This is a genomic window from Streptomyces sp. NPDC001700 (genome assembly GCF_053596435.1).
The window spans coordinates 158414-177963 of sequence record NZ_JBSFGE010000018.1 but is presented as its reverse complement, the minus strand read 5'-3'; the positions used below and the strand labels follow the sequence as shown (position 1 = coordinate 177963).

The window sequence follows — 19550 nt, the reverse complement described above, 5'->3', positions numbered from 1 at the left end:
CGCAACGAAGAAGAGGCAGGGAGGCGATCAGGGCGGTGAAGGTGCTCAGGTCGCCGCGAGGGCGGTCAGGGCGGCGCGGTCGACCTTGCCGTTGACGGTCAGCGGGAACGCGTCCACCACGTGCAGACCCTGCGGGATCATGTAGCCGGGCAGCGCGGCGCGGCAGAACGCGATGATGTCCTTGGTGTCCGGCGCGGGCCCCTCGGGGGCGCGGGTGACGAACGCGTGCAGCACCGGGTCGTCGTCGGTGCGCGGCAGCAGCATCGCGACGGCGCCGGTGATGCCGGTGAACTCGCCGATACGGCGCTCCACTTCGCCCAGTTCGACGCGGTTGCCACGGATCTGCACCTGGGAGTCGGCGCGGCCGTGGAAGTACAGCTCGCCGTCCGGTCCCATGGTGGCCAGATCGCCGGTCTTGAACACCGGCTGCCCCGACCTGGGGTCGAGCGGGTCGGGGACGACGACGGCGCGGGTGGCCTCCGGGTCGTTCCAGTAGCCGGAGAACAGCGACGGGGTGCGCAGATAGATCTCGCCGAGCACCCCGGGCTCGTCCACGGGACGGCCGCCGGGCCCGATGAGCATCATCTCCGCGCCCGCCACCGCGTAGCCGATCGACAGGCGTTCGGTGCCGGGCGGCAGCGGGTTGGGCACTTCGGTGATGGACGCGGCCATCGTCTCGGTGGCGCCGTAGCCGTTGGTGAAGCGCACTTTCGGCAACAGCCCCTGGAGGGCGCGCAGTTCGTCCAGGGGGAAGTCCTCCCCGGAGAACGCGATGCGCCGCAGCGTGCCGTGTTCGCCCAGCTCGGCGAGGAGTTCGGGCTCGTGGCGCAGCACCGGACGCCACGCCGAGGGGACGGCGTCGACCTGGGTCGTTCCGGTGTCGCGCAGGAACGACAGGAAGCGGCGCGGCCAGCCCAGCCGGTCGCGCGGTACGGGCACCAGCGCGGCGCCGTGGCTGAGGGCGAACCCGATGTCGAAGAGCGCGAAGTCGAATTGCAGTGGCGCGGTGCCCGCCACCCGGTCCTCGGCCGTGATCAGCTCCGCGGCCTCGGCGCCGCGCAGGAACGCGATGACCCCGCGGTGGCTCATGACCACGCCCTTGGGCCGTCCCGTCGTGCCCGAGGTGAAGGTGATGTACGCGGTGTCGCCGGGGGTGACCGCGCGGCGGCGGCGGACACGTGGCGCGGGCGGCCGCTCCACGGTGAGCCCGTCCGCGCCGAAGCGGGCGGTGCCGACCGTCGCGGGGATGCCGGTGCGCTGTCCGCGCGCGGACTGGAGGTACAGCGCGGGCTCGGCGCTGTCGATGATCGTGAGCAGCCGTTCGTCCGGGGTCTCGGGGCTGACCGGGGTGAACGGCAGCCCCAGGGTGGCGCAGGCGAGGAGCGTGGCCACGGCGTCCGCGTCGGTGTCGGACTCCAGGATGACGCGGTCGCCGACGTCGAGGCCGAGCGCGTCGAGCGCGTCGGCGCAGGCGTCGGTACGCCGCTCCAGCTCGCCGTAGGTGACCGTCTCCAGACCGCCGTCCGGCGCCGCCTGGATCACGGCGGGCCGGTCGGGGGCCCGCCGGGCGGCGGCCAGCAGATAGGTCCGCAGGTTGTCCACCGATGCGTGCGCCCGGGCGGGACGCGCTCCATTCGGGCTCATGCGCTTGGGGCTCATGCGCTTCGGGCTCATGCGCCACCCTTCCGATTCGGGCCTTCCCAGTAAATGCCAGGCTGTTTCTAACAGGGCCCTTTTACGGCCCACAAGAACTCTCGCCCGCCCACCCCTGAACTAGGGGGCGTTAGGGGTTATGCCGGTACCGGGGGCCAACAAGACTGGCCGGAAACAATAGATCGACTTTTGAGCTTCTAGAATGCACACGCGACGAGCGTGACAAAAGGGAGAGCGAGAATATGTCGGCGATTGTCTTTCCTGGAATCGGCCCGACGCGGTTCGCCGACTCGGCGCGGTTCCTGGCGGTGCATCCGGTGGCGCGGCGGCTGGTCGCCGAGGCGGACCGGGCCCTGGGCTATTCGCTGATCGACCGGTACCGGGAGGCCGAGGCGCGCGGCGACCAGGGCGCGTTCCCCGAACCGGCCCGGGTCGCCTTCCTGGTCTCCTGCCTGGCGCTGGCCGAATGGACGGTCGCCGAGCACGACGTGGCGCCGGTCGCGTGCGCCGGTGCCAGCTTCGGCGGTACGGCGGCGGCCGTGTTCGCCGGGGCGCTGTCGTTCGCCGAGGCCGTGGCGATGACCGCCGAACAGGGCCGCCTGGTGGACGCGTACTTCGCGCGCGAGCACGGCGACCTGGTCGCCCAGTCGTTCGCCCGCGTCCCGCCGGAGCAGCTGGCCGAGATCCGGGCCGAGCTGGACGCGCGCGGCGAGTGGAACGAGGTGGCCTGCCACGTCGACCACGACTTCCACATGCTGTCGGTGCGCGAGGAGCTGGTGGACTGGCTGCAGCGACGGCTCAAGGCGGTCGGCGGCCTGCCGCTGTACGTCATGCGGCCGCCGATGCACTCGGCCGTCTTCGGCGCGCTGCGGGCACGGATCGAGGCGGAGGTCGCCGTGAACGTCCCGTTCCGCGACCCCGGGATCCCGGTCGTCTCCGACCATGACGGGTCGCTGGTGCGGACGGGCGAGGGGGTGCGGACGCTGCTGCTGGACGCGGTGACCCGGACGGTGCGCTGGCCGTCCGTCGTCGACACGCTCAAGGGGCTGGGCGTCGAGCGGGTGCATGTCACCGGGCAGGACGGGCTGTGGGGCCGGGTGGACGTCATGACCGAGGCGTTCGAGGTGGTGGCGGTGCGGCCGGAGACGGCCATGCGACCGCGCCGGCGCAGCGCGATCGCATGAGCGGACGGGATCGCGTCAGCGCATGGCCTCCACGGTCTTCCACAGCGTGGCGGGGGTGGCGAAGTTGTCGTCGTTGAGCGCGTCGTCGACGAAACGGACGCCGTACATGTCCTCCAGCGAGGACAGCAGCGCGACCATTCCCATGGAATCGAGGCCGAAGTCACGCAGGCTCAGATCGGCGGTGAGTTCATCGCCCGATTCCAGCAAAGGAAGGTTTTTGCGGAGCAGTTGCCCGAAAGACTCGTCCCACATGCGCGCTCCCCTGTTTTTCCTGACCTTCACTGAATTACCGGCTGCCGAAATAGTCGGCGTCGCGGCCAACCTAGGCCCTGCCTCCCGCGAGTCGGCACCCCTATCCACCCCTTTTCTCTCCCGGAGGAAGGACAATGATCGATTCACCCGCCCCCGGACATGGTCTGCACGAACGGTTTCTGCGCGGCCTGGCGCTGTCGCCCGGCCGGGCCGCGATCCGCGTGGACGACGAGACGCTGACGTACGAGGCGATGCACGAACTGGCGCTGCGCCGGGCGGGGGCGCTGCTGGCCCGGGCCCCGCAGGGGCCGCACGCCGTCGCCGTCCTGGCGGACAAGAGCCTGACCGCGTACGCGGGGATGCTGGCGGCGCTGTACGCGGGCGCCACCCTCGTACCGCTCCATCCACGGTTCCCCGCCGAGCGCACCCGCCGCATGCTCACCGCTGCGGGGGTGTCGACGGTCATCGCCGATCCGGTCGGCCGGGCCGCGCTCGCCGAAACCGAGCTGGAGCTGCCCGTCCTGGAAGAGGACGAGGCCACTCCCCCACTGGACGCGCCGGTGGCCGTGCGGCCGTCCGACATCGCGTACATCCTGTTCACCTCGGGGTCGACGGGCCGCCCCAAGGGGGTGCCGATGACCCACGGGGCCAATGACCACTACTTCAGCCTGCTGGACCGGCGCTATGACTTCGGCCCCGGCGATGTGTTCTGCCAGAACGTGGGGCTCAACTTCGACTGCGCGATGTTCGAGCTGTTCTGCGCCTGGGGCCGTGGGGCGCCGGTGCACGCCATTCCCCCGGCGGCCCACCGTGACCTGCCCGCGTTCCTCGCCGAGCGGCGGATGACCGTATGGTTCTCCACCCCGAGCGGCACGTCGTTCATCCGGCGGATGGGCGGTCTGACCCCCGGGTCGATGCCCACGCTGCGGTGGACCTTCTTCGCGGGCGAGGCGCTGCTGTGCGAGGACGCCGCCGCCTGGCAGACCGCCGCGCCGAACGCGCGGATCGAGAACCTGTACGGCCCTACCGAGCTGACCGTCACCATCACCGGCCACCGCTGGTCGCCGGAGACCTCACCGAGCCGGGCGGTGAACGGTGTCGTGCCGATCGGCGAGGTGCACCCCGGCCATGACCATCTGCTGCTCGACGGGGACACCGAGTCGGCGGTCGAGGGCGAACTATGTATCACCGGGCCGCAGATGACCCCCGGCTATCTGGACCCCGAGGACAACGAGGGCCGGTTCCTGGAGCGCGACGGCCGCCGCTGGTACCGGACGGGCGACCGGGTGCGGCGGCTGGACGACGGCGAGCTGATGTACCTCGGCCGCCTGGACACCCAGGTGCAGATCCAGGGCTTCCGGGTCGAGCTGGCCGAGGTCGACCATGTCGTCCGGCGGTGTGCGGGCGTACAGAACGCCGCCACCGTGACCCGCCCGGCGCCCGGTGGCGGACTGGAACTCGTCCTCTACTACACCGGTGACCGCGTGCCACCGGTGGCGCTGCGCCGCGAGCTGGCCGCGCAGCTGCCGGAGCCGATGGTGCCCAAGGTGTTCCGGCACGTGGCGGAGTTCCCGCTGAACGCCAACCACAAGGTGGACCGGGGGCGGCTGGCCCGCGAGGCGGCCGCCACGTCGGAGGGCAGGTAGGTCAGACGGCCATCCCCGACCCGAAGCGGCGGGCGTCCTCCACGACCGTACGCAGCGCCTCGGCGAGCGAAGCGCCCGTCGAGGCGTGCTCCGGGTCGATGACCCACTGCATCATCACGCCGCTGAGCAGCGCGTGGTAGAACTGCCCGACCGCAGCCTCGGTGTGCGGGGGCAACTGCTCACCGCCCAGGAGGAGTTCGACCAGACCCTTCTGGGCCTGCTGCTGCGCGTCGACGATGAAGCTGCGGACCTCGGGCACATGCTCGATCTGGGAGATCGCCTCGAACTGGGCGGCCCACACCGGGCGGTGCCGCTCGAACAGCTCGATCACCCGGGTCCAGGCCCGCTCGAACCGCCCGATCGGATCGTCGGGCAGGTCCCCCACATCGGCCACGGCCCTCTTCAGCTCCTGGGCCCACTCCTCCAGCGCCTCCATGATGGCGGCGTTGAGCAGGGCTTCCTTGGTGCCGTAGTGGTAGCCGATCGAGGCCAGGTTGGTGCCGGACGCCTCGACGATGTCCCGCGCGGTGGTACGGGCGTACCCCTTCTCGTACAGGCAGCGCTTCGCCCCGACCAGCAGGTCTTCTCGGTGTCCCATGCGGAGAAGTCTAATCGCACCGCCCTGAGATCTGTCTTGGACAAGCGTCCTAGACACTTCACTTATACAAATCTATAGTCACGGCCATGAGTGAGGCCATGAGTCCCCAACGGGCAAGCCGGAAAGACTGGATCGGCCTTGCCGTCCTCGTCGTCCCGGTCGTTCTGATGTCGATGGACATGACCGTCCTGTACTTCGCGCTGCCGTTCCTGAGCGCGTCCCTGGAACCGAGCGCCACGCAGCAGTTATGGATCGTGGACATCTACGCGTTCATGCTCGCCGGGCTGCTCATCACCATGGGCACCCTCGGCGACCACATCGGCCGTCGGTTGCTGCTCATGATGGGTGCAGTGGTGTTCGGCGCGGCGTCCCTGGCCGCCGCCTACGCGGGCAGCGCCGAGCTGCTGATCGCCGCGCGGGCCGTCCTGGGCGTCGCCGGAGCCGTGCTCGCGCCCTCCACCCTGGCGCTGATCCGCAACATTTTCCACGATCCCACCGAGCGCCGTACCGCCATCGCCATCTGGACGGCCGGTCTCTCGGGCGGCGCGGCACTGGGTCCGATCGTGTCGGGGCTGCTGCTGGAGAAGTTCTGGTGGGGATCCGTCTTCCTCATCAACATCCCGGTCATGGCCGTGATCCTGGTGCTGGGCCCGCTGCTGCTGCCGGAGTACCGCGCCCCGCGCCCCGGCCGCTTCGACCTGCTCGGCGCCGCGCTGTCGCTGGGCACTGTGCTCCCGGTCATCTACGGCATCAAGGAACTCGCCGACGACGGCTTCGCGTGGACGTACGCGGCCATCACGGCGGCCGGGGTCGTGATCGGTGTGCTGTTCTTCCTCCGCCAGCGCTCGGCCGCCAATCCGCTGATCGACCTGAGCCTCTTCCGCGACCGGGGGTTCAGCGCGTCCATCGGCGTCAACCTGGTGGCCCTGTTCGCCATGGTCGGCTTCCTGCTGTTCTCCACCCAGTGGATCCAACTGGTCTACGGGCTGAGCCCGTTGAAGGCCGGGCTATGGACACTGCCCGCGCCATTGGCGGTGGCGGTGACGACATCGGTGGCCGCCGTGCTGGCCAAGTCGATCCGCCCCGGGTACATCATCGGCGTCGGCATGGTCATCGCCACGATCGGATTCGCCGTCATGACGCAGCTGCGCGCCGATTCGAGCCTGGCTCTCGCGGTGGTCGGCGCGACGATCATCTCGGCCGGGGTGGGCATGGCGATCCCCCTGACCGCCGACCTCATCGTCTCCGCGGCGCCACCGGAGCGGGTGGGCGCGGCCTCGGCGCTGCCGGAGACCAGCAACCAGCTCGGCGGGGCGCTCGGCGTGGCGCTCCTGGGCAGCATCGGTTCCGCCATCTACACCCGCGATGTCGCCGACGCGACGTCCGGTTTTCCGCACGAGGCCGCCGACGCCGCGCAGGGCTCCCTCGGCGGCGCGGCGGAGGTGGCCAAGCACCTGCCCGACGACGCGAGCGAGCCGCTTCTCCAGGTCGCCGGGGAGGCGTTCACGCGCGGAATGAACGTCGGCGCCGTGGTGGCCGGGGCCGTGATGCTGGTGGGTGCCGTGGGCGCCGTACTGCTGATGCGCCACGTCGCGATCCCCACGGCCGCACCGGCCGGGCCTTCTGTGAAGGCCGAGCCCACGCCCGCGTCCAGCCCGGAGTAGGGAGCTGGCGTACGTACGGAGTCCCTGCGGCGACGGTCGCGGCAGGGACTCCGTACGTACGTGGCCCAAGGGGCCGTCAGCGGCCGAGGGTCACCGGGAGCGTGGTGTAGCCGGTCAGGCCCATGACGGCGCGGCGCTCGGGCGTACCGGCCTGCTCGATCTTCGGGAACGTGTCGATCAGCTTCGGGAAGAGTTCGGCGCCCTCGATGCGGGCGAGGCTGCCGCCGAAGCAGTAGTGGGCCCCGGCGCTGAAGCTCAGGTGGGGGCCGTTGTCGCGGGTCAGGTCCAGGCGGTGCGGGTCGGGGAAGCGGCGCGGGTCGCGGTTGGCGGCGGCGAGCAGGGTCAGGACGAGCACCCCCTCAGGGATGCTCTCGCCGGCGATGGTGACCGGCCGGGTGGTGACCCGGCTCGCCGCGGTGGTGTGGGTGGTGTGGCGCAGTAATTCCTCGACGGCCGACGGCGTGATGCTCTTGTCCGCGCGCCACCGGTTCAGCTCATCGGGGTGGTCGAGGAGCGCGAGCACACCGGTCGCGACGAGGTTGGTGGTGGCCGCGAAGCCCGCGGTGAACAGGAACAGGATGAGCGCCATCAGCTCGTCCTCGTCGAGACGGCCGTTGGTGGCCTCCTGGACGAGGGAGGACATCAGATCCTCGCGCGGGTTGATGCGGCGGCTCTTGATCACCTCACGGAAGTACCCGGCCAGCTCCTCGGCCGAGGCGTCGGCCCGCACCAGGTCCTCATCGGTGTAGAGACCGGAGAACACGTGTGACCAGTCGTCGGCCAGCTTCCACAGGTGTTTGCCGTCCTCGAACGGGAGGCCCAGCATGTCGCTGATGACCGCGACCGGGAACGGCACGGCCAGCAGGTCGACAAGGTCGACCGGCTCGCCGCCGTCGGACCGCTCGATGAGCCCGTCGATGAGCCCGGCGGTCAGCCGTTCCACCGCGGGCTGCATCTTCTTGATCTTGTTGGGGGTGAAGACGCGAGCGGCCAGGCCACGGATACGGCCATGGTCGGGCTGGTTGAGGGTGACCATCGAGTTCAGGTACATGCGCAGGGAGAGGTGGTCGGCCCAGTCCTCGCGCATCTGGGTGGCGGCGCGGGCGCCGCTCTGGACGTCGGGCAGCCGCAGGAACTCGGTGACCTCCTCGTACCCGGACATCACCCACACGCCGAGCGCGGCGGCGTTGTGGACCCGGTTCACCGACTGCAGCGTCTCGTAGAGGGGGAAGGGGTCGGCGGGGAAGGGCGGCGAGATGAGCGCGATCAGCGCTTCGTCGGCCTGCTGGGCGGTCGGGGTCGCTTCGGTGGTCATGTGAGGCGTTCTCCTCGGTGTGGTGCCGTGGTGGTGTGGCTCGGTGTGGTGGCTTTGTGTGATCGTTTTGTGTGGCTTTGTGTGGTGCTTCGGTGCGCGGCTACGACGGGGACCTCGTGTCCAGCTCGTCATCGAGGACGTCGAACAGCTCGTCGGCCGAGAGCGCGGCGAGGTCGGTTTCCTCGCCCTCGTCCGGCCGGTGGGCCTCCAGCCATCCGGCCGTCAGCGCGCGCAGCCGGTCGGCGACCCGGCCGTATGCCTCCCCGTCCGGCTTCGCCGACGCCAACGCGGCTTCCAGCCGGGCCAGTTCGGCCTCCAGAGGGGATGCGGCGGTCTCCTGGCCCCCGCTGAGCTGTTCGCGCAGCTCGTCGGCGACCTCGGCGGGTGTCGGGTGGTCGAAGACGAGGGTGGCGGGCAGCTTCAGCCCGGTCGCCGCGCGCAGGCCGTTGCGCAGCTCCACGGCGGTGAGCGAGTCGAAGCCCAGGTCCTTGAACGCCCGGTCGGCCCGGATGGCGTCGGCCCCGTCGTGGCCGAGCACCGCCGCCACCTGCGTCCGTACCAGGTCCAGCAGCAGCCCGTCGCGTTCGGCGTCGTCGGTCAGGGCCGCCAGCCTTCGCCGCAGCCCCGCGCCACCGTCTCCGCGCCCCGCCGCGCCCGGGCTCCCGGCGCGGCGACGCGGCGTGGGCACCAGGCCGCGCAGCATCCCCGGGAGCCGGTCGGCGGGGCGCGCCCGCAGGGCGGCCACGTCCAGCCGGAACGGCGCGAGCGCGGGCTCCCGCGTACGCAACGCGTCGTCCAGCAGCGCCAGGCCCTCGTCCTGCGACAGGGCGGGCAGGCCCATGCGCAGCATGCGTTTCCGGTCGGCCTCGGCCAGCTCGCCGAGGCCGGTGTCGGCCTCCCACAGCCCGTACGCCAGCGAGGTCACCGGCAGTCCGGCGTGGTGGCGGTGGCGGGCGAGCGCGTCCAGGAACACGTTCGCCGCGGCGTAGTTGCCCTGTCCTGCGGCCAGCACGAGCCCGGCGAGCGAGGAGAACAGGACGAACGCCGTCAGGTCGCGGTCGGCCGTCAGCTCGTGCAGGTTCCAGGCCCCGTCCACCTTGGGCCGCAGGACCGTGTGCAGACGCTCCGGCGTCATGTCCCGGACCAGGCCGTTGTCCACGACACCGGCCGCGTGGACGACCGCGTCGACCGGATGCCGGTCCAGCACTCCGGCGAGCGCGGCACGATCGGCCACATCGCACGCCTCCATCGCCACGTGGGCACCGTGCGCCGTCAGTTCGGCGCGCAGTTCCGCCGCACCCGGTGCGCTCTCGCCCCGGCGGCTGGTCAGGACGAGCCGCCGGACGCCGTGTGTGGTCACCAGGTGGCGGGCGACCAGGGCGCCGAGGCCACTGGTCCCGCCCGTGATGAGCACCGTGGACGCCTGATCCCACGGGCGGTGTGTCTGGTCCACCGCCCCGGCCGGAACGCGGACGAACTCGGGGACCAGCAGCTCACCGCCCCGGATGGCCATCTCGGGTGCGTCCATCTCGATATGGGAGGGCACGGTGGCGGCATCATCGAGGTCGAGCAGCAGGAACCGGCCGGGATTCTCCGCAACCGCCGCCCGGACCAGACCCCAGACGGGCGCCTGGCCCAGATCGATGTCCTCGCCCTCCACCGGCACCGCGCGACGGGTGACGACCGCGAGCTTGCCCTCGTCCTTGCCGTGGTCGGCCAGCCACTCCCGGAGCCGCGCCAGCACCTCGCCCAGAACGGAGCGTAGGGCCTCGGGTGTGTCCCCCGCCGCACGCGGGACCTCATACACCTCGACGGGGGTGTCCGGCGCGGGGCGGGTGGTGGCCTTGGTCCAGGTGAGGGCGAACAGCGACTCGCGGTGATCGCCGCCCGTGCGCAGTTGCCCGGCCGAGACGGGCCGGGACGCGAGGGCGGCCACGGAGAGGACGGGTGCCCCGGTCTCGTCGGCGACCAGCACCTCCGTACCGTCGTCCCCGTCCCGGTGCGACAGCCGGACGCGCAGCGCCGGGACACCGGCCCGGTGGAGTACGACGCTGCCCCAGGAGAACGGCAGCTCCGGCGCCCTCGCCTCCTCGCCTCCGGCCACGTCCTCACCTTCGATCAGGCCGACGTGCATCGCCGCGTCCAGCAGTGCCGGATGCACACCGAACCGGGCCGCCTCCGCCCCTTCCGGAAGCGCGACCTCGGCGAACACCTCGTCATCGCCGCGCCGCCAGGCCGCCTTGAGCCCCTGGAAGGCCGGACCGTAGTCGTACCCACGGGCGAGCAGCCGCTCATAGGCGCCGTCCACCGCGAGCGGCGTCGCGTCGACCGGCGGCCACACGGTCAGATCGGACGACGGTGGTGTGGCGGCGGTCGGGACGATGCCACCGGTGGCGTTGCGGGTCCAGGTCTCGTCATCGAGGGACGAGTAGATCTCGATGGTGCGCGCCGCGTCGGAGACGTCCGGGCCGCCGACCACGACCCGTACCGAGACCCCGCCCTTCTCGGGCACGACGAGGGGCGCTTCGAGGGTCAGTTCGTCGATGGCCTCGCACCCCATCTGCTGGGCGGCCTGCAACGCCAGCTCGACCAGCCCGGTGCCGGGCAGCAGCAGGGTGCCCAGCACATCGTGGTCGGCGAGCCAGGGGTGGGAGTCGAGGGACAGCCGCCCGGTGAACACGGCCCCGCCGGTGTCCGGCAGCACGATCCGCGCGCCCAGGAGGGGGTGGTCGACCGCGTCGGCCCCGGTGAGGGCCGTCGACCGCTCGACCAGCCAGTACCGCTTGCGCTGGAAGGGATACGTGGGCAGCTCAACGCGCCGGGCGCCACGCCCCGCGAATACCGAGTCCCAGTCCACCGCCGCGCCTGCGGTGTACAGCTGCCCGACCCCGGCGAACACGCTCTCCACCTCGGGACGATCGCGCCGCAGCGTGGCCGCCATCGTGCCCTCGACGGTTTGCTGCGCCATTGCCGTCAGCACACCGTCCGGCCCCACCTCCAGGAACCGGGTCACGCCCTCCGCGTGCAGCTGCCGTACGTCGTCGGCGAACCGCACCGCCTCCCGCACATGCCGCACCCAGTACTCCGCCGACCCCATGTCCTTCGTCAGGCGAATGGCGGGGGCCTGGTACTCCACGCTCTCCGCGACCTTGCGGAACTCCCCCAGCATCGGGTCCATCAGGGGTGAGTGGAAGGCGTGGGAAACGGACAGACGGCGCGTCTTACGGTCCTTGAAGCGCTCGGCCACCGCCGCCACCGCGTCCTCGGCCCCGGACACCACCACCGACGACGGGCCGTTGACGGCCGCGATCCCCACCTCACCGTCCAGCAGCGGCGCCACTTCCTCCTCCGTGGCCTGGATCGCCACCATGGCTCCACCGGGCGGCAGCGCCCCCATCAGCTGTCCCCGCGCCGTGATCAGCCGCGCGGCGTCCTTCAGACTCAGCACTCCCCCGACATGGGCCGCCGCCAGCTCCCCGATCGAATGGCCGACGAGAAAGTCCGGGCGCATCCCCCAGGACTCAAGAAGCCGATACAGCGCCACTTCGAGGGCGAAGATGGCGGGCTGGGTGAACTCCGTGCGGTGCAACGCCGTCTCGTCGTCACCCCACATCACCTCCTTCAGCGGCAGCCCCGACGCGTCACACACCGCGTCGAACGCCGCAGCGAAGGATGGAAAGGTCTTATACAACTCCCCTCCCATGCCGAGGCGTTGGCTTCCCTGCCCGGTGAACAGGAACGCAACCTTGCCTCCCCCACCCGCCACCACATCGCTGATCGGCTCCGACGACCCGATCAGCACCGCACGGTGCTCCAGCGCGGCACGCCCCGTCGCCGCCGAGAACGCCACATCCAGCGCATCCTGATCTGCGGCGAACGCGCGCATCCGCGCCACCTGGGCGTGGAGTGCGGCAGGCGTCTTCGCCGAGACGACGATGGGCGCCACCGGGAGCTCGCGGCGTTCCTCGGTCCGGTCCTCGACCGGTGGGGCTTCCTCCACGATCACATGGGCGTTCGTCCCGCTGATGCCGAAGGACGAGATACCCGCGCGGCGCGGGCGCTCGCCGCGCGGCCACGCCCTCGCCTCGGTCAGCAGCCGGACATTGCCGCCCGCCCAGTCCACCTGCGGCGTCGGCTCCTCGACGTGCAGCGTTCTCGGCAGTACACCGTGCCGCAGCGCCTGCACCATCTTGATGATGCCCGCCACCCCGGCGGCGGCCTGGGTGTGGCCCATGTTGGACTTGATCGACCCCAGCCACAGCGGCTCAGCGCGGTCCTGGCCGTACGTCGCCAGCAGCGCCTGCGCCTCGATCGGATCGCCCAGCGTCGTACCCGTGCCATGCGCCTCCACCGCGTCCACATCGGCGGCCGACAAGCCCGCGTTCGCCAACGCCTGCCGGATGACGCGCTGTTGTGAAGGCCCGTTCGGGGCCGAGATGCCGTTGCTGGCGCCGTCCTGGTTGAGGGCGCTGCCCCGTACGACCGCCAGCACCGGGTGGCCGTGGCGGCGGGCGTCCGACAGCCGCTCGATCAGCAGCATGCCCACGCCCTCGCCCCACCCGGTGCCGTCCGTGGAGGACGAGAAGGACTTGCATCGACCGTCGGCGGCCAGACCGCGTTGTTCGCTGAAGTCGATGAAGGACTGCGGCGTTCCCATGACGGTCGCGCCCCCGACGAGGGCGAGTGTGCATTCGCCGGTACGCAGCGCCTGCGCCGCCCAGTGCAGGGCCACCAGCGACGATGAGCACGCCGTGTCCACGGTCACCGCGGGGCCTTCGAGGCCGAGCGTGTAGGCCACCCGGCCGGAGACGAGGCTGCCGCCGCCGGTACCGCCGGAGTAGTCGTGGTACATGACCCCGGCGAACACCCCGGTCGGGGTGCCCTTCAGCGTGCCCGGGTCGATCCCGGCGCGCTCCAGCGCCTCCCACGACACTTCAAGCAGCAGCCGCTGCTGCGGGTCCATGTCGCGGGCCTCGCGGGGGCTGATGCCGAAGAAGTCCGCGTCGAACTCCGCCGCGTCATGCAGGAACCCGCCGTCGCGCACATAGGTCTTGCCGGGTTTGCCGGGCTCGGGGTCGTAGATGTCCTCGACGCCCCAGCCACGGTCGGCCGGAAACTCCGAGATCGCGTCCACGCCACCCTCGACCAGCCGCCACAGCCCCTCGGGCGAATCCACCCCGCCCGGATAGCGGCACGCCATCGCGACGACGGCGATCGGCTCGTCGTCCGCCGACGTCACGACCTGTGCGGCGGAAACCTCCTCCACCACACCGGACAGCTCGTCCAGCAGGTGCCGGGCCAGCTCGCGCGGTGTCGGGTAGTCGAAGACGAGGGTGGCGGGCAGCCGGAGTCCGGTGGCGGCCCCCAGGAGGTTGCGCAGTTCGATCGCGGTGAGGGAGTCGAAACCGAGGTCACGGAAGGCCCGTTCGGGGTCGACGGCCTCGGCTCCGGCGCTGCGGAGAACGGTGGCGGCCTGGGAGCGGACGAGGCCGAGGAGTTCGTCGGCGCGTTCGTCCTCGGTGAGTGCCGCGAGGCGCTGCCGCAGCCCGAGGGTGGCGGAGGCGGTGGTGTCGGCGACGCGGCGCGACCGGCCGCCGCGAACGAGGCCGTTCAGCAGGGGTGGGGGCGTGTCGAAGGCGGCCAGGTCGAACCGGGCGGGCACCAGCGCGGGGTCCGGACCACCGGCTGCGGCGGCGTCGAGCAGCGCCAGGCCCTCTTCCGGTGCCAGGGTGCGCAGCCCGGCCTGGGCGAGACCGTCCGCCATGCCGTCCCCGGCCCAGGGGCCCCAGGCCAGTGACAGCCCGGGGAGTCCGTGCGTGTGGCGGTGGTGTGCGAGGGCGTCGAGGAATGTGTTGGCGGCCACGTAGTTGCCCTGTCCGGGGGCGCCGAGGACGCCCGCGACGGAGGAGAAGAGCACGAACGCGGTCAGCCCCAGGTCGCGGGTGAGTTCGTGGAGATGCCATGCCGCGTCCGCCTTCGGGCGCAGTACGTGGTCGACGCGGCCGGGTGTCAGCGAGGGGATCACACCGTCGTCCAGTACACCGGCCGCGTGGACGACCCCGCCGATGGAACGGCCGTCGAGCAGCGTGGCCAGGGCGTCGCGGTCGGCCACATCGCACGCCGCCACCTCGGCCTCGGCGCCCAGTGTGGTCAGCTCCTCGGCCAGCTCGGCCGCGCCCGGCGCCTCCGGCCCACGACGGCTGGTCAGCAGCAGGCGCCGCACCCCGTGGCGGGTGACGAGGTGGCGGGCGACGGCGGCGCCGAGGGCGCCGGTCCCACCGGTGATCAGGACGGTGCGTTCCGTGTCCCAGGTGGGGGCGTCCGTACTGTGCGCCACCCTGGCCAGGCGCGGTACCCGCATCTCTCCGCCCCGGACGCTCAGTTCGGGCTCACCGGTCTCCAGGAGGGCGCGGATATCGATGTCGGTGTCCGTGTCCGTGTCGACGAGGACGACGCGGCCGGGGTTCTCACTCGCGGCGGTGCGCACCAGCCCCCGGACGGCGGCGTGGCCGAGGTCGGAGCCGTCGATCGCGCCGTGGGTGACGACGACGAGCGTGGCATCGCGTTCGGCCGCCGCCTGTACGGCTTCCAGCGCGCCGCCCACCGCCGCGCGCACTGCGGACGGAGTGTCGCCGGTCGTCGGCGGGCAGTGGTGGACGGCCACTTCGGCGTCATCGGCGTCATCGGCGGACGATCGTCCACCGGTGGTCGGAACCCCGGTGGCCGGGACCCACTCGACGCGAAACAGAGCGTCTGTGACCTGGACCGAGGCCAGGGCGAGACCGTCCGCGGTGACGGGCCGCAGCGTCAGCGCGCCGACCGAGGCCACGGGCCGTCCCATGGCGTCGGCCAGCTCCAGCGACACCGTGTCGTCGCCCCGGAGGCGCAGCCGGGCCCGTGCGGCCGTGGCGCCTTCGGTGTGCAGGGTGACGTCCGACCAGGAGAACGGCAGGACGGTCGCGCCCTCGTCCGCCAGGTCGAGCGCGTGCAACGCCGAGTCGAGCAGGGCGGGATGGAGGCCGAAGTGTCCGCCGTCGACACCTGCCGGAAGGGCGACCTCGGCGAACACATCGTCGCCGCGCCGCCACGCCGTACGCAGCCCACGGAACGCGGGCCCGTAGTCGAGCCGTTCGTAGAGCCCTTCGACGGCGAGGGGTTCGGCGTCGCGCGGTGGCCACGCGGCGAGGTCGGTGGCCGGTTCACCCGCGTCGGGTGCCAAAACCCCTTCGGCGTGCTGGATCCATTCCCGGTCGAGCGGGGCGTCGTCGGCGCGGGAGTACACCGTCACCGGGCGGCGGCCGGACGTGTCGGGGGCGTCGACGGCGACCTGGAGATGCACGCCACCGTGTTCGGGCAGGATCAGCGGGGCGCCCTGGGTAAGTTCCTCGACGCGGCCGCATCCCACCTGGTCACCGGCGCGTACGGCCAGTTCCACGTACGCGGTGCCGGGCAGCAGCACGGAGCCGAGCACGGTGTGGTCTGACAGCCAGGGGTGGGCTCCGGTGGCCAGCCGTCCGGTGAACACCACACCGTCAGAGCCGGGCAGCCGCACCATCGCGCCGAGCAGTGGGTGGTCGGGCCTTTCGAGGCCCGCGGAGGTGACATCACCGCCGTGGCCGCTCTTGTCGAGCCAGTAGCGGGCGCGCTGGAAGGGGTACGTGGGCAGGTCGACGCGCCGGGCGCCCCGTCCGTCGAACACGCCCGTCCAGTCGACGCGCAGGCCCGCCGTGTGCAGCTGGCCGAGGGCGGTGAGGGCGGCGACCGGCTCGGGGTCGCGGCGGCGCAGCGCCGGGACGAGTACGGCGGTGTCGGCGGTGGTGGTGAGGCACTGCCGAGCCATGGCGGTGAGCACCCCGTCGGGTCCCAACTCCACGTATCGGGTGACGCCTTCGGCCTCCAGCCTGGCCACCGCGTCGGCGAACCGGACCGTGTCCCGGACGTGCCGCACCCAGTGGTCGGCGGTGGTGACTTCGCCGTCCGCCATGACGGGGATGCGTGGCTCGGCGTAGGTGACGGACTCGGCGACACGGCGGAACTCAGCCAGCATCGGGTCCATCAGCGGCGAGTGGAAGGCGTGCGAGACGGTGAGACGGTTGGTCCTGCGGGCGCCGAGCCGTTCGATGGCCGCCACCACCGCGTCTTCCGTACCGGAAAGTACCACCGACGTAGGGCCGTTGACGGCGGCGATGCCGACACCCTCGCCGAGCAGCGGGGCCACCTCGTCCGGCGTGGCTTCGACGGCCACCATCGCGCCACCGGGCGGCAGCGCGCCCATCAGCCGGGCCCGCGCGGTGATGAGGCGGGCCGCGTCGGCGAGGGAGAACACCCCGGCCACATGGGCGGCGGCCAGCTCGCCGATGGAGTGGCCGGTGACGAAGTCGGGCCGTACACCCCAGGAGTCCAGCAGCTGGAACAGCGCCACTTCGAGCGCGAAGATGGCGGGCTGGGTGAACTCGGTGCGGTGCAGCGCCTCCTCGTCGCCCCACATCGCCTCACGCACCGCTGGATCCAGCGCGGCGCACACCTCGTCGAAGGCGCGCGCGAAGACGGGGAACGCCGTGTGCAGCTCCCGGCCCATGCCGAGGCGCTGGCTGCCCTGTCCGGTGAACAGGAAGGCGGTCAGCCCGGTCGGCCGGGCGGCGCCGCCCAGGTGCGTATCGTCGGGGGCGTCCGCCAGCGAGGTCAGCTCGGCGAGGAGTTCGTCGCGGTCGTGGCCGATGACGACGGCGCGGCGGGTGAGTGCGGCACGGCCGGTGGCGAGGGAGAATCCCACGTCCACGGGGTCCAGCCCGAGCCTGTTCCGCAGCTGGTCGGCCAGTTGCCGGGCCTGGGCGCGCAGGGCGGCCGTGGTGCGGGCGGACAGCGGAAGCGGCACGGGAACACCGGAGGCGGAAGGCCGCTCGGCGGGTTCGGGGGTGTCGGTGTCCGCCTGCTCGATGATGACGTGGGCGTTGGTGCCGCTGACGCCGAACGAGGAGACGGCGGCGCGGCGCGGACGGCCGGTGTCGGGCCACGCGCGGGCCTCGGTGAGGAGGCGTACGTGTCCGGCGTCCCAGTCCACCTGCGGTGTCGCCGCGTCGATGTGCAGTGTCTTCGGCAGGGTGCCGTGCCGGATGGCCTCGACCATCTTGATGACGCCCGCGACGCCAGCGGCGGCCTGGGAGTGGCCGATGTTCGACTTGATGGACCCCAGCCACAAGGGTTCCGTGCGGTCCTGGCCGTACGTGGCGAGCAGCGCCTGCGCCTCGATCGGGTCGCCGAGCGCGGTCCCGGTGCCGTGCCCCTCCATGGCGTCGACGTCGGCGGGCGTCAGCCCGGCCGCCTTGAGCGCCTGCCGGATCACACGCCGCTGGGACGGGCCGTTGGGCGCGCTGAATCCGTTGGACGCGCCGTCCTGGTTGACCGCAGAGCCGCGTACCACGGCCAGCACGGGATGGCCGTGGCGGCGGGCGTCGGACAGCTTCTCCAGCAGCAGGACACCCGCGCCCTCGCCCCAGCCGGTGCCGTCGGCGGAGGCGGCGAACGAGCGGCAGCGGCCGTCGGGGGAGAGCCCGCGCTGCTCGCTGAACTCGATGAACGTCTCGGGCGTGGCCATCACGCTGACGCCACCGGCCAGCGCGAGTGTGCACTCCCCCGTACGCAGCGCCTGCGCCGCCCACTGCAACGCCACCAGCGACGACGAACAGGCGGTGTCGACGGTGACCGCCGGGCCCTCGAAGCCGAGGCTGTAGGCGACCCGTCCGGACACCAGGCTGCCGTCGCTGCTGGTGATGCCGTAGTCGTGGTACATCGCACCGGCGAAGACACCGGTGCGGCTGCCGCGCAGCGCCACCGGGTCGAGGCCCGCCCGTTCCAGCGCCTCCCAGGTGATCTCCAGCAGCAGGCGTTGCTGCGGGTCCATGGTGAGGGCTTCGCGCGGGCTGATGCCGAAGAACTCAGGGTCGAAGTCGGCGGCGTCGTACAGGAAACCGCCGTGGCGGACGTAGCTCTTGCCGGGTTTTCCGGGCTCCGGGTCGTACAGGGCGCTCACGTCCCAGCCACGGTCGGCGGGGAACGGGCCGATGGCGTCGCGGCCCTCGGCGACCAGCTCCCACAGCTCCTCCGGGGAGCCGACGCCACCGGGGAAACGGCAGGCCATGCCGATGATCGCGACGGGTTCCGCGGCGGCGTGCGCGGTGGCGCGCAGGCTCTCGTTGTCCCGCCGCAGCCGCTCGTTCTCGACGAGCGAGCCGCGCAGGGCCTCGACGATCTCCTCGACCTTGGCATCCACGGTCGTCTCAGCCTCCGCTCAGCGTCGTGGTCCGCGCGCCGGGCCCGCCGACCGTGTCCAGGAATGTGCCGAGCACCTTGGTGAAGTGTTCCGGTTCTTCGAGGTGCGGGGCGTGGCTGGAGTCTTCGAAGATCTCCCAGCGGGCGTTCGGAATGAGGTCGTGGAACGGGCGCACGGTGACCGGGGTGGCCTCGTCGTGGCGGCCCGAGATGACGAGGGTGGGCACGTCGACTCGGGGCAGGTGGTCGATCACCGACCAGTCGCGCAGGCTTCCGATGACGTGGAACTCGTTGGGCCCGTTCATGGTGCGGTACACCGTCGGGTCGGTGACGGCCTCCAGGTACGAGGCCATGAGTTCGCCCGGCCACGGGTCGAGGCGGCACACGTGGCGGCTGTAGAAGACGAGCATGGCCTCCAGGTACTCATCGCTGTCGGTGGTGCCCTTGGCCTCGTGGCGCCGCAGCGTCTCGTCCACACCGGGCGGCAGCTGGGCGCGCAGCACATCCATCTCCGACAGCCACAGCGGGTAGGAGGCGGGGGCGTTGGCGACGACCAGGCCGCGCAGCCCGGCGGGGCGGGCGGAGGCGTGCCAGGCGGCCAGCATTCCGCCCCACGACTGCCCGAACAGGATGTAGTCGTCGGCGATGCCGAGCCGGTGCAGGAGGTTGTCCAGCTCGTCGCGGAAGAGCTGAGGGGTCCAGAAACCGGGGTCGGCGTCCGGCAGATGGGTGGAGCCGCCGTTCCCGATCTGGTCGTAGTGCACCACGGGCCAGCCGTGTTCGGCGAAGGCGGCCAGCCGGATCAGATAGTCGTGTGTGGACCCGGGGCCGCCGTGGATGACGACGAGCGCCGGGCGGCCCGATCCCGGCTGTCCGGTGACGCGGTACCAGGTGCGGTACTGCCGGAAGGGGACGGTTCCTTTGGCCGTGGGCGTGGGCGTGGGCGCCATGTCTCAAACCACCTCGGTT

9 protein-coding genes are annotated in these 19550 nt (G+C 71.8%); 3 read left to right on the top strand and 6 right to left on the bottom strand.

Features of this window, described 5'->3' with window-relative positions; translation table 11 throughout:
- Positions 1-45: 45 nt before the first annotated feature.
- Complete coding sequence (locus ACWC5C_RS29590; RefSeq protein ID WP_450880296.1) at positions 46-1674, bottom strand: AMP-binding protein; 1629 nt, start codon at positions 1672-1674, stop codon at positions 46-48.
- Between the two features lie 221 nt (positions 1675-1895).
- On the opposite strand from ACWC5C_RS29590, the gene ACWC5C_RS29585 reads away from it, so the two are divergent.
- Positions 1896-2837, top strand: a complete 942-nt coding sequence (locus tag ACWC5C_RS29585; protein ID WP_450880294.1) for an ACP S-malonyltransferase — start codon at positions 1896-1898, stop codon at positions 2835-2837.
- Between the two features lie 15 nt (positions 2838-2852).
- Here ACWC5C_RS29585 and ACWC5C_RS29580 read toward each other — a convergent pair whose 3' ends face one another.
- Positions 2853-3089 (bottom strand): acyl carrier protein, encoded by a 237-nt coding sequence (locus tag ACWC5C_RS29580; protein ID WP_385446444.1) that lies wholly within the window; start codon positions 3087-3089, stop codon positions 2853-2855.
- Positions 3090-3223: 134 nt separating this feature from the next.
- Here ACWC5C_RS29580 and ACWC5C_RS29575 point away from each other — a divergent pair, with 134 nt between their 5' ends.
- Positions 3224-4735: an AMP-binding protein gene (locus tag ACWC5C_RS29575; protein WP_450880292.1), complete on the top strand. Its 1512-nt coding sequence runs from the start codon at positions 3224-3226 to the stop codon at positions 4733-4735.
- Between the two features lies 1 nt (position 4736).
- Here the strand turns inward: ACWC5C_RS29575 and ACWC5C_RS29570 are convergent, their stop codons facing one another.
- Positions 4737-5333 carry a TetR/AcrR family transcriptional regulator gene (locus ACWC5C_RS29570; protein WP_450880290.1) on the bottom strand — a complete coding sequence of 199 codons (597 nt, stop codon included), beginning with the start codon at positions 5331-5333 and terminating at the stop codon, positions 4737-4739.
- 86 nt (positions 5334-5419) lie between these two features.
- Between ACWC5C_RS29570 and ACWC5C_RS29565 the strand changes: the two genes are divergently transcribed.
- Positions 5420-6997, top strand: a complete 1578-nt coding sequence (locus ACWC5C_RS29565; RefSeq protein WP_450880288.1) for an MFS transporter — start codon at positions 5420-5422, stop codon at positions 6995-6997.
- Between the two features lie 76 nt (positions 6998-7073).
- On the opposite strand, the gene ACWC5C_RS29560 is transcribed toward ACWC5C_RS29565, so the two are convergent.
- The 3 genes from ACWC5C_RS29560 to ACWC5C_RS29550 all read right to left on the bottom strand — a co-directional run bounded on the left by ACWC5C_RS29560 (position 7074) and on the right by ACWC5C_RS29550 (position 19531).
- A complete protein-coding gene (locus tag ACWC5C_RS29560; protein ID WP_450880286.1) occupies positions 7074-8312 on the bottom strand; it encodes a cytochrome P450 in 1239 nt (412 codons plus the stop codon).
- Positions 8313-8412: 100 nt separating this feature from the next.
- A complete protein-coding gene (locus tag ACWC5C_RS29555) occupies positions 8413-18582 on the bottom strand; it encodes an SDR family NAD(P)-dependent oxidoreductase (RefSeq protein WP_450880284.1) in 10170 nt (3389 codons plus the stop codon).
- Between the two features lie 7 nt (positions 18583-18589).
- A complete protein-coding gene (locus ACWC5C_RS29550; RefSeq protein ID WP_450880282.1) occupies positions 18590-19531 on the bottom strand; it encodes a proline iminopeptidase-family hydrolase in 942 nt (313 codons plus the stop codon).
- Positions 19532-19550 lie beyond the last annotated feature (19 nt).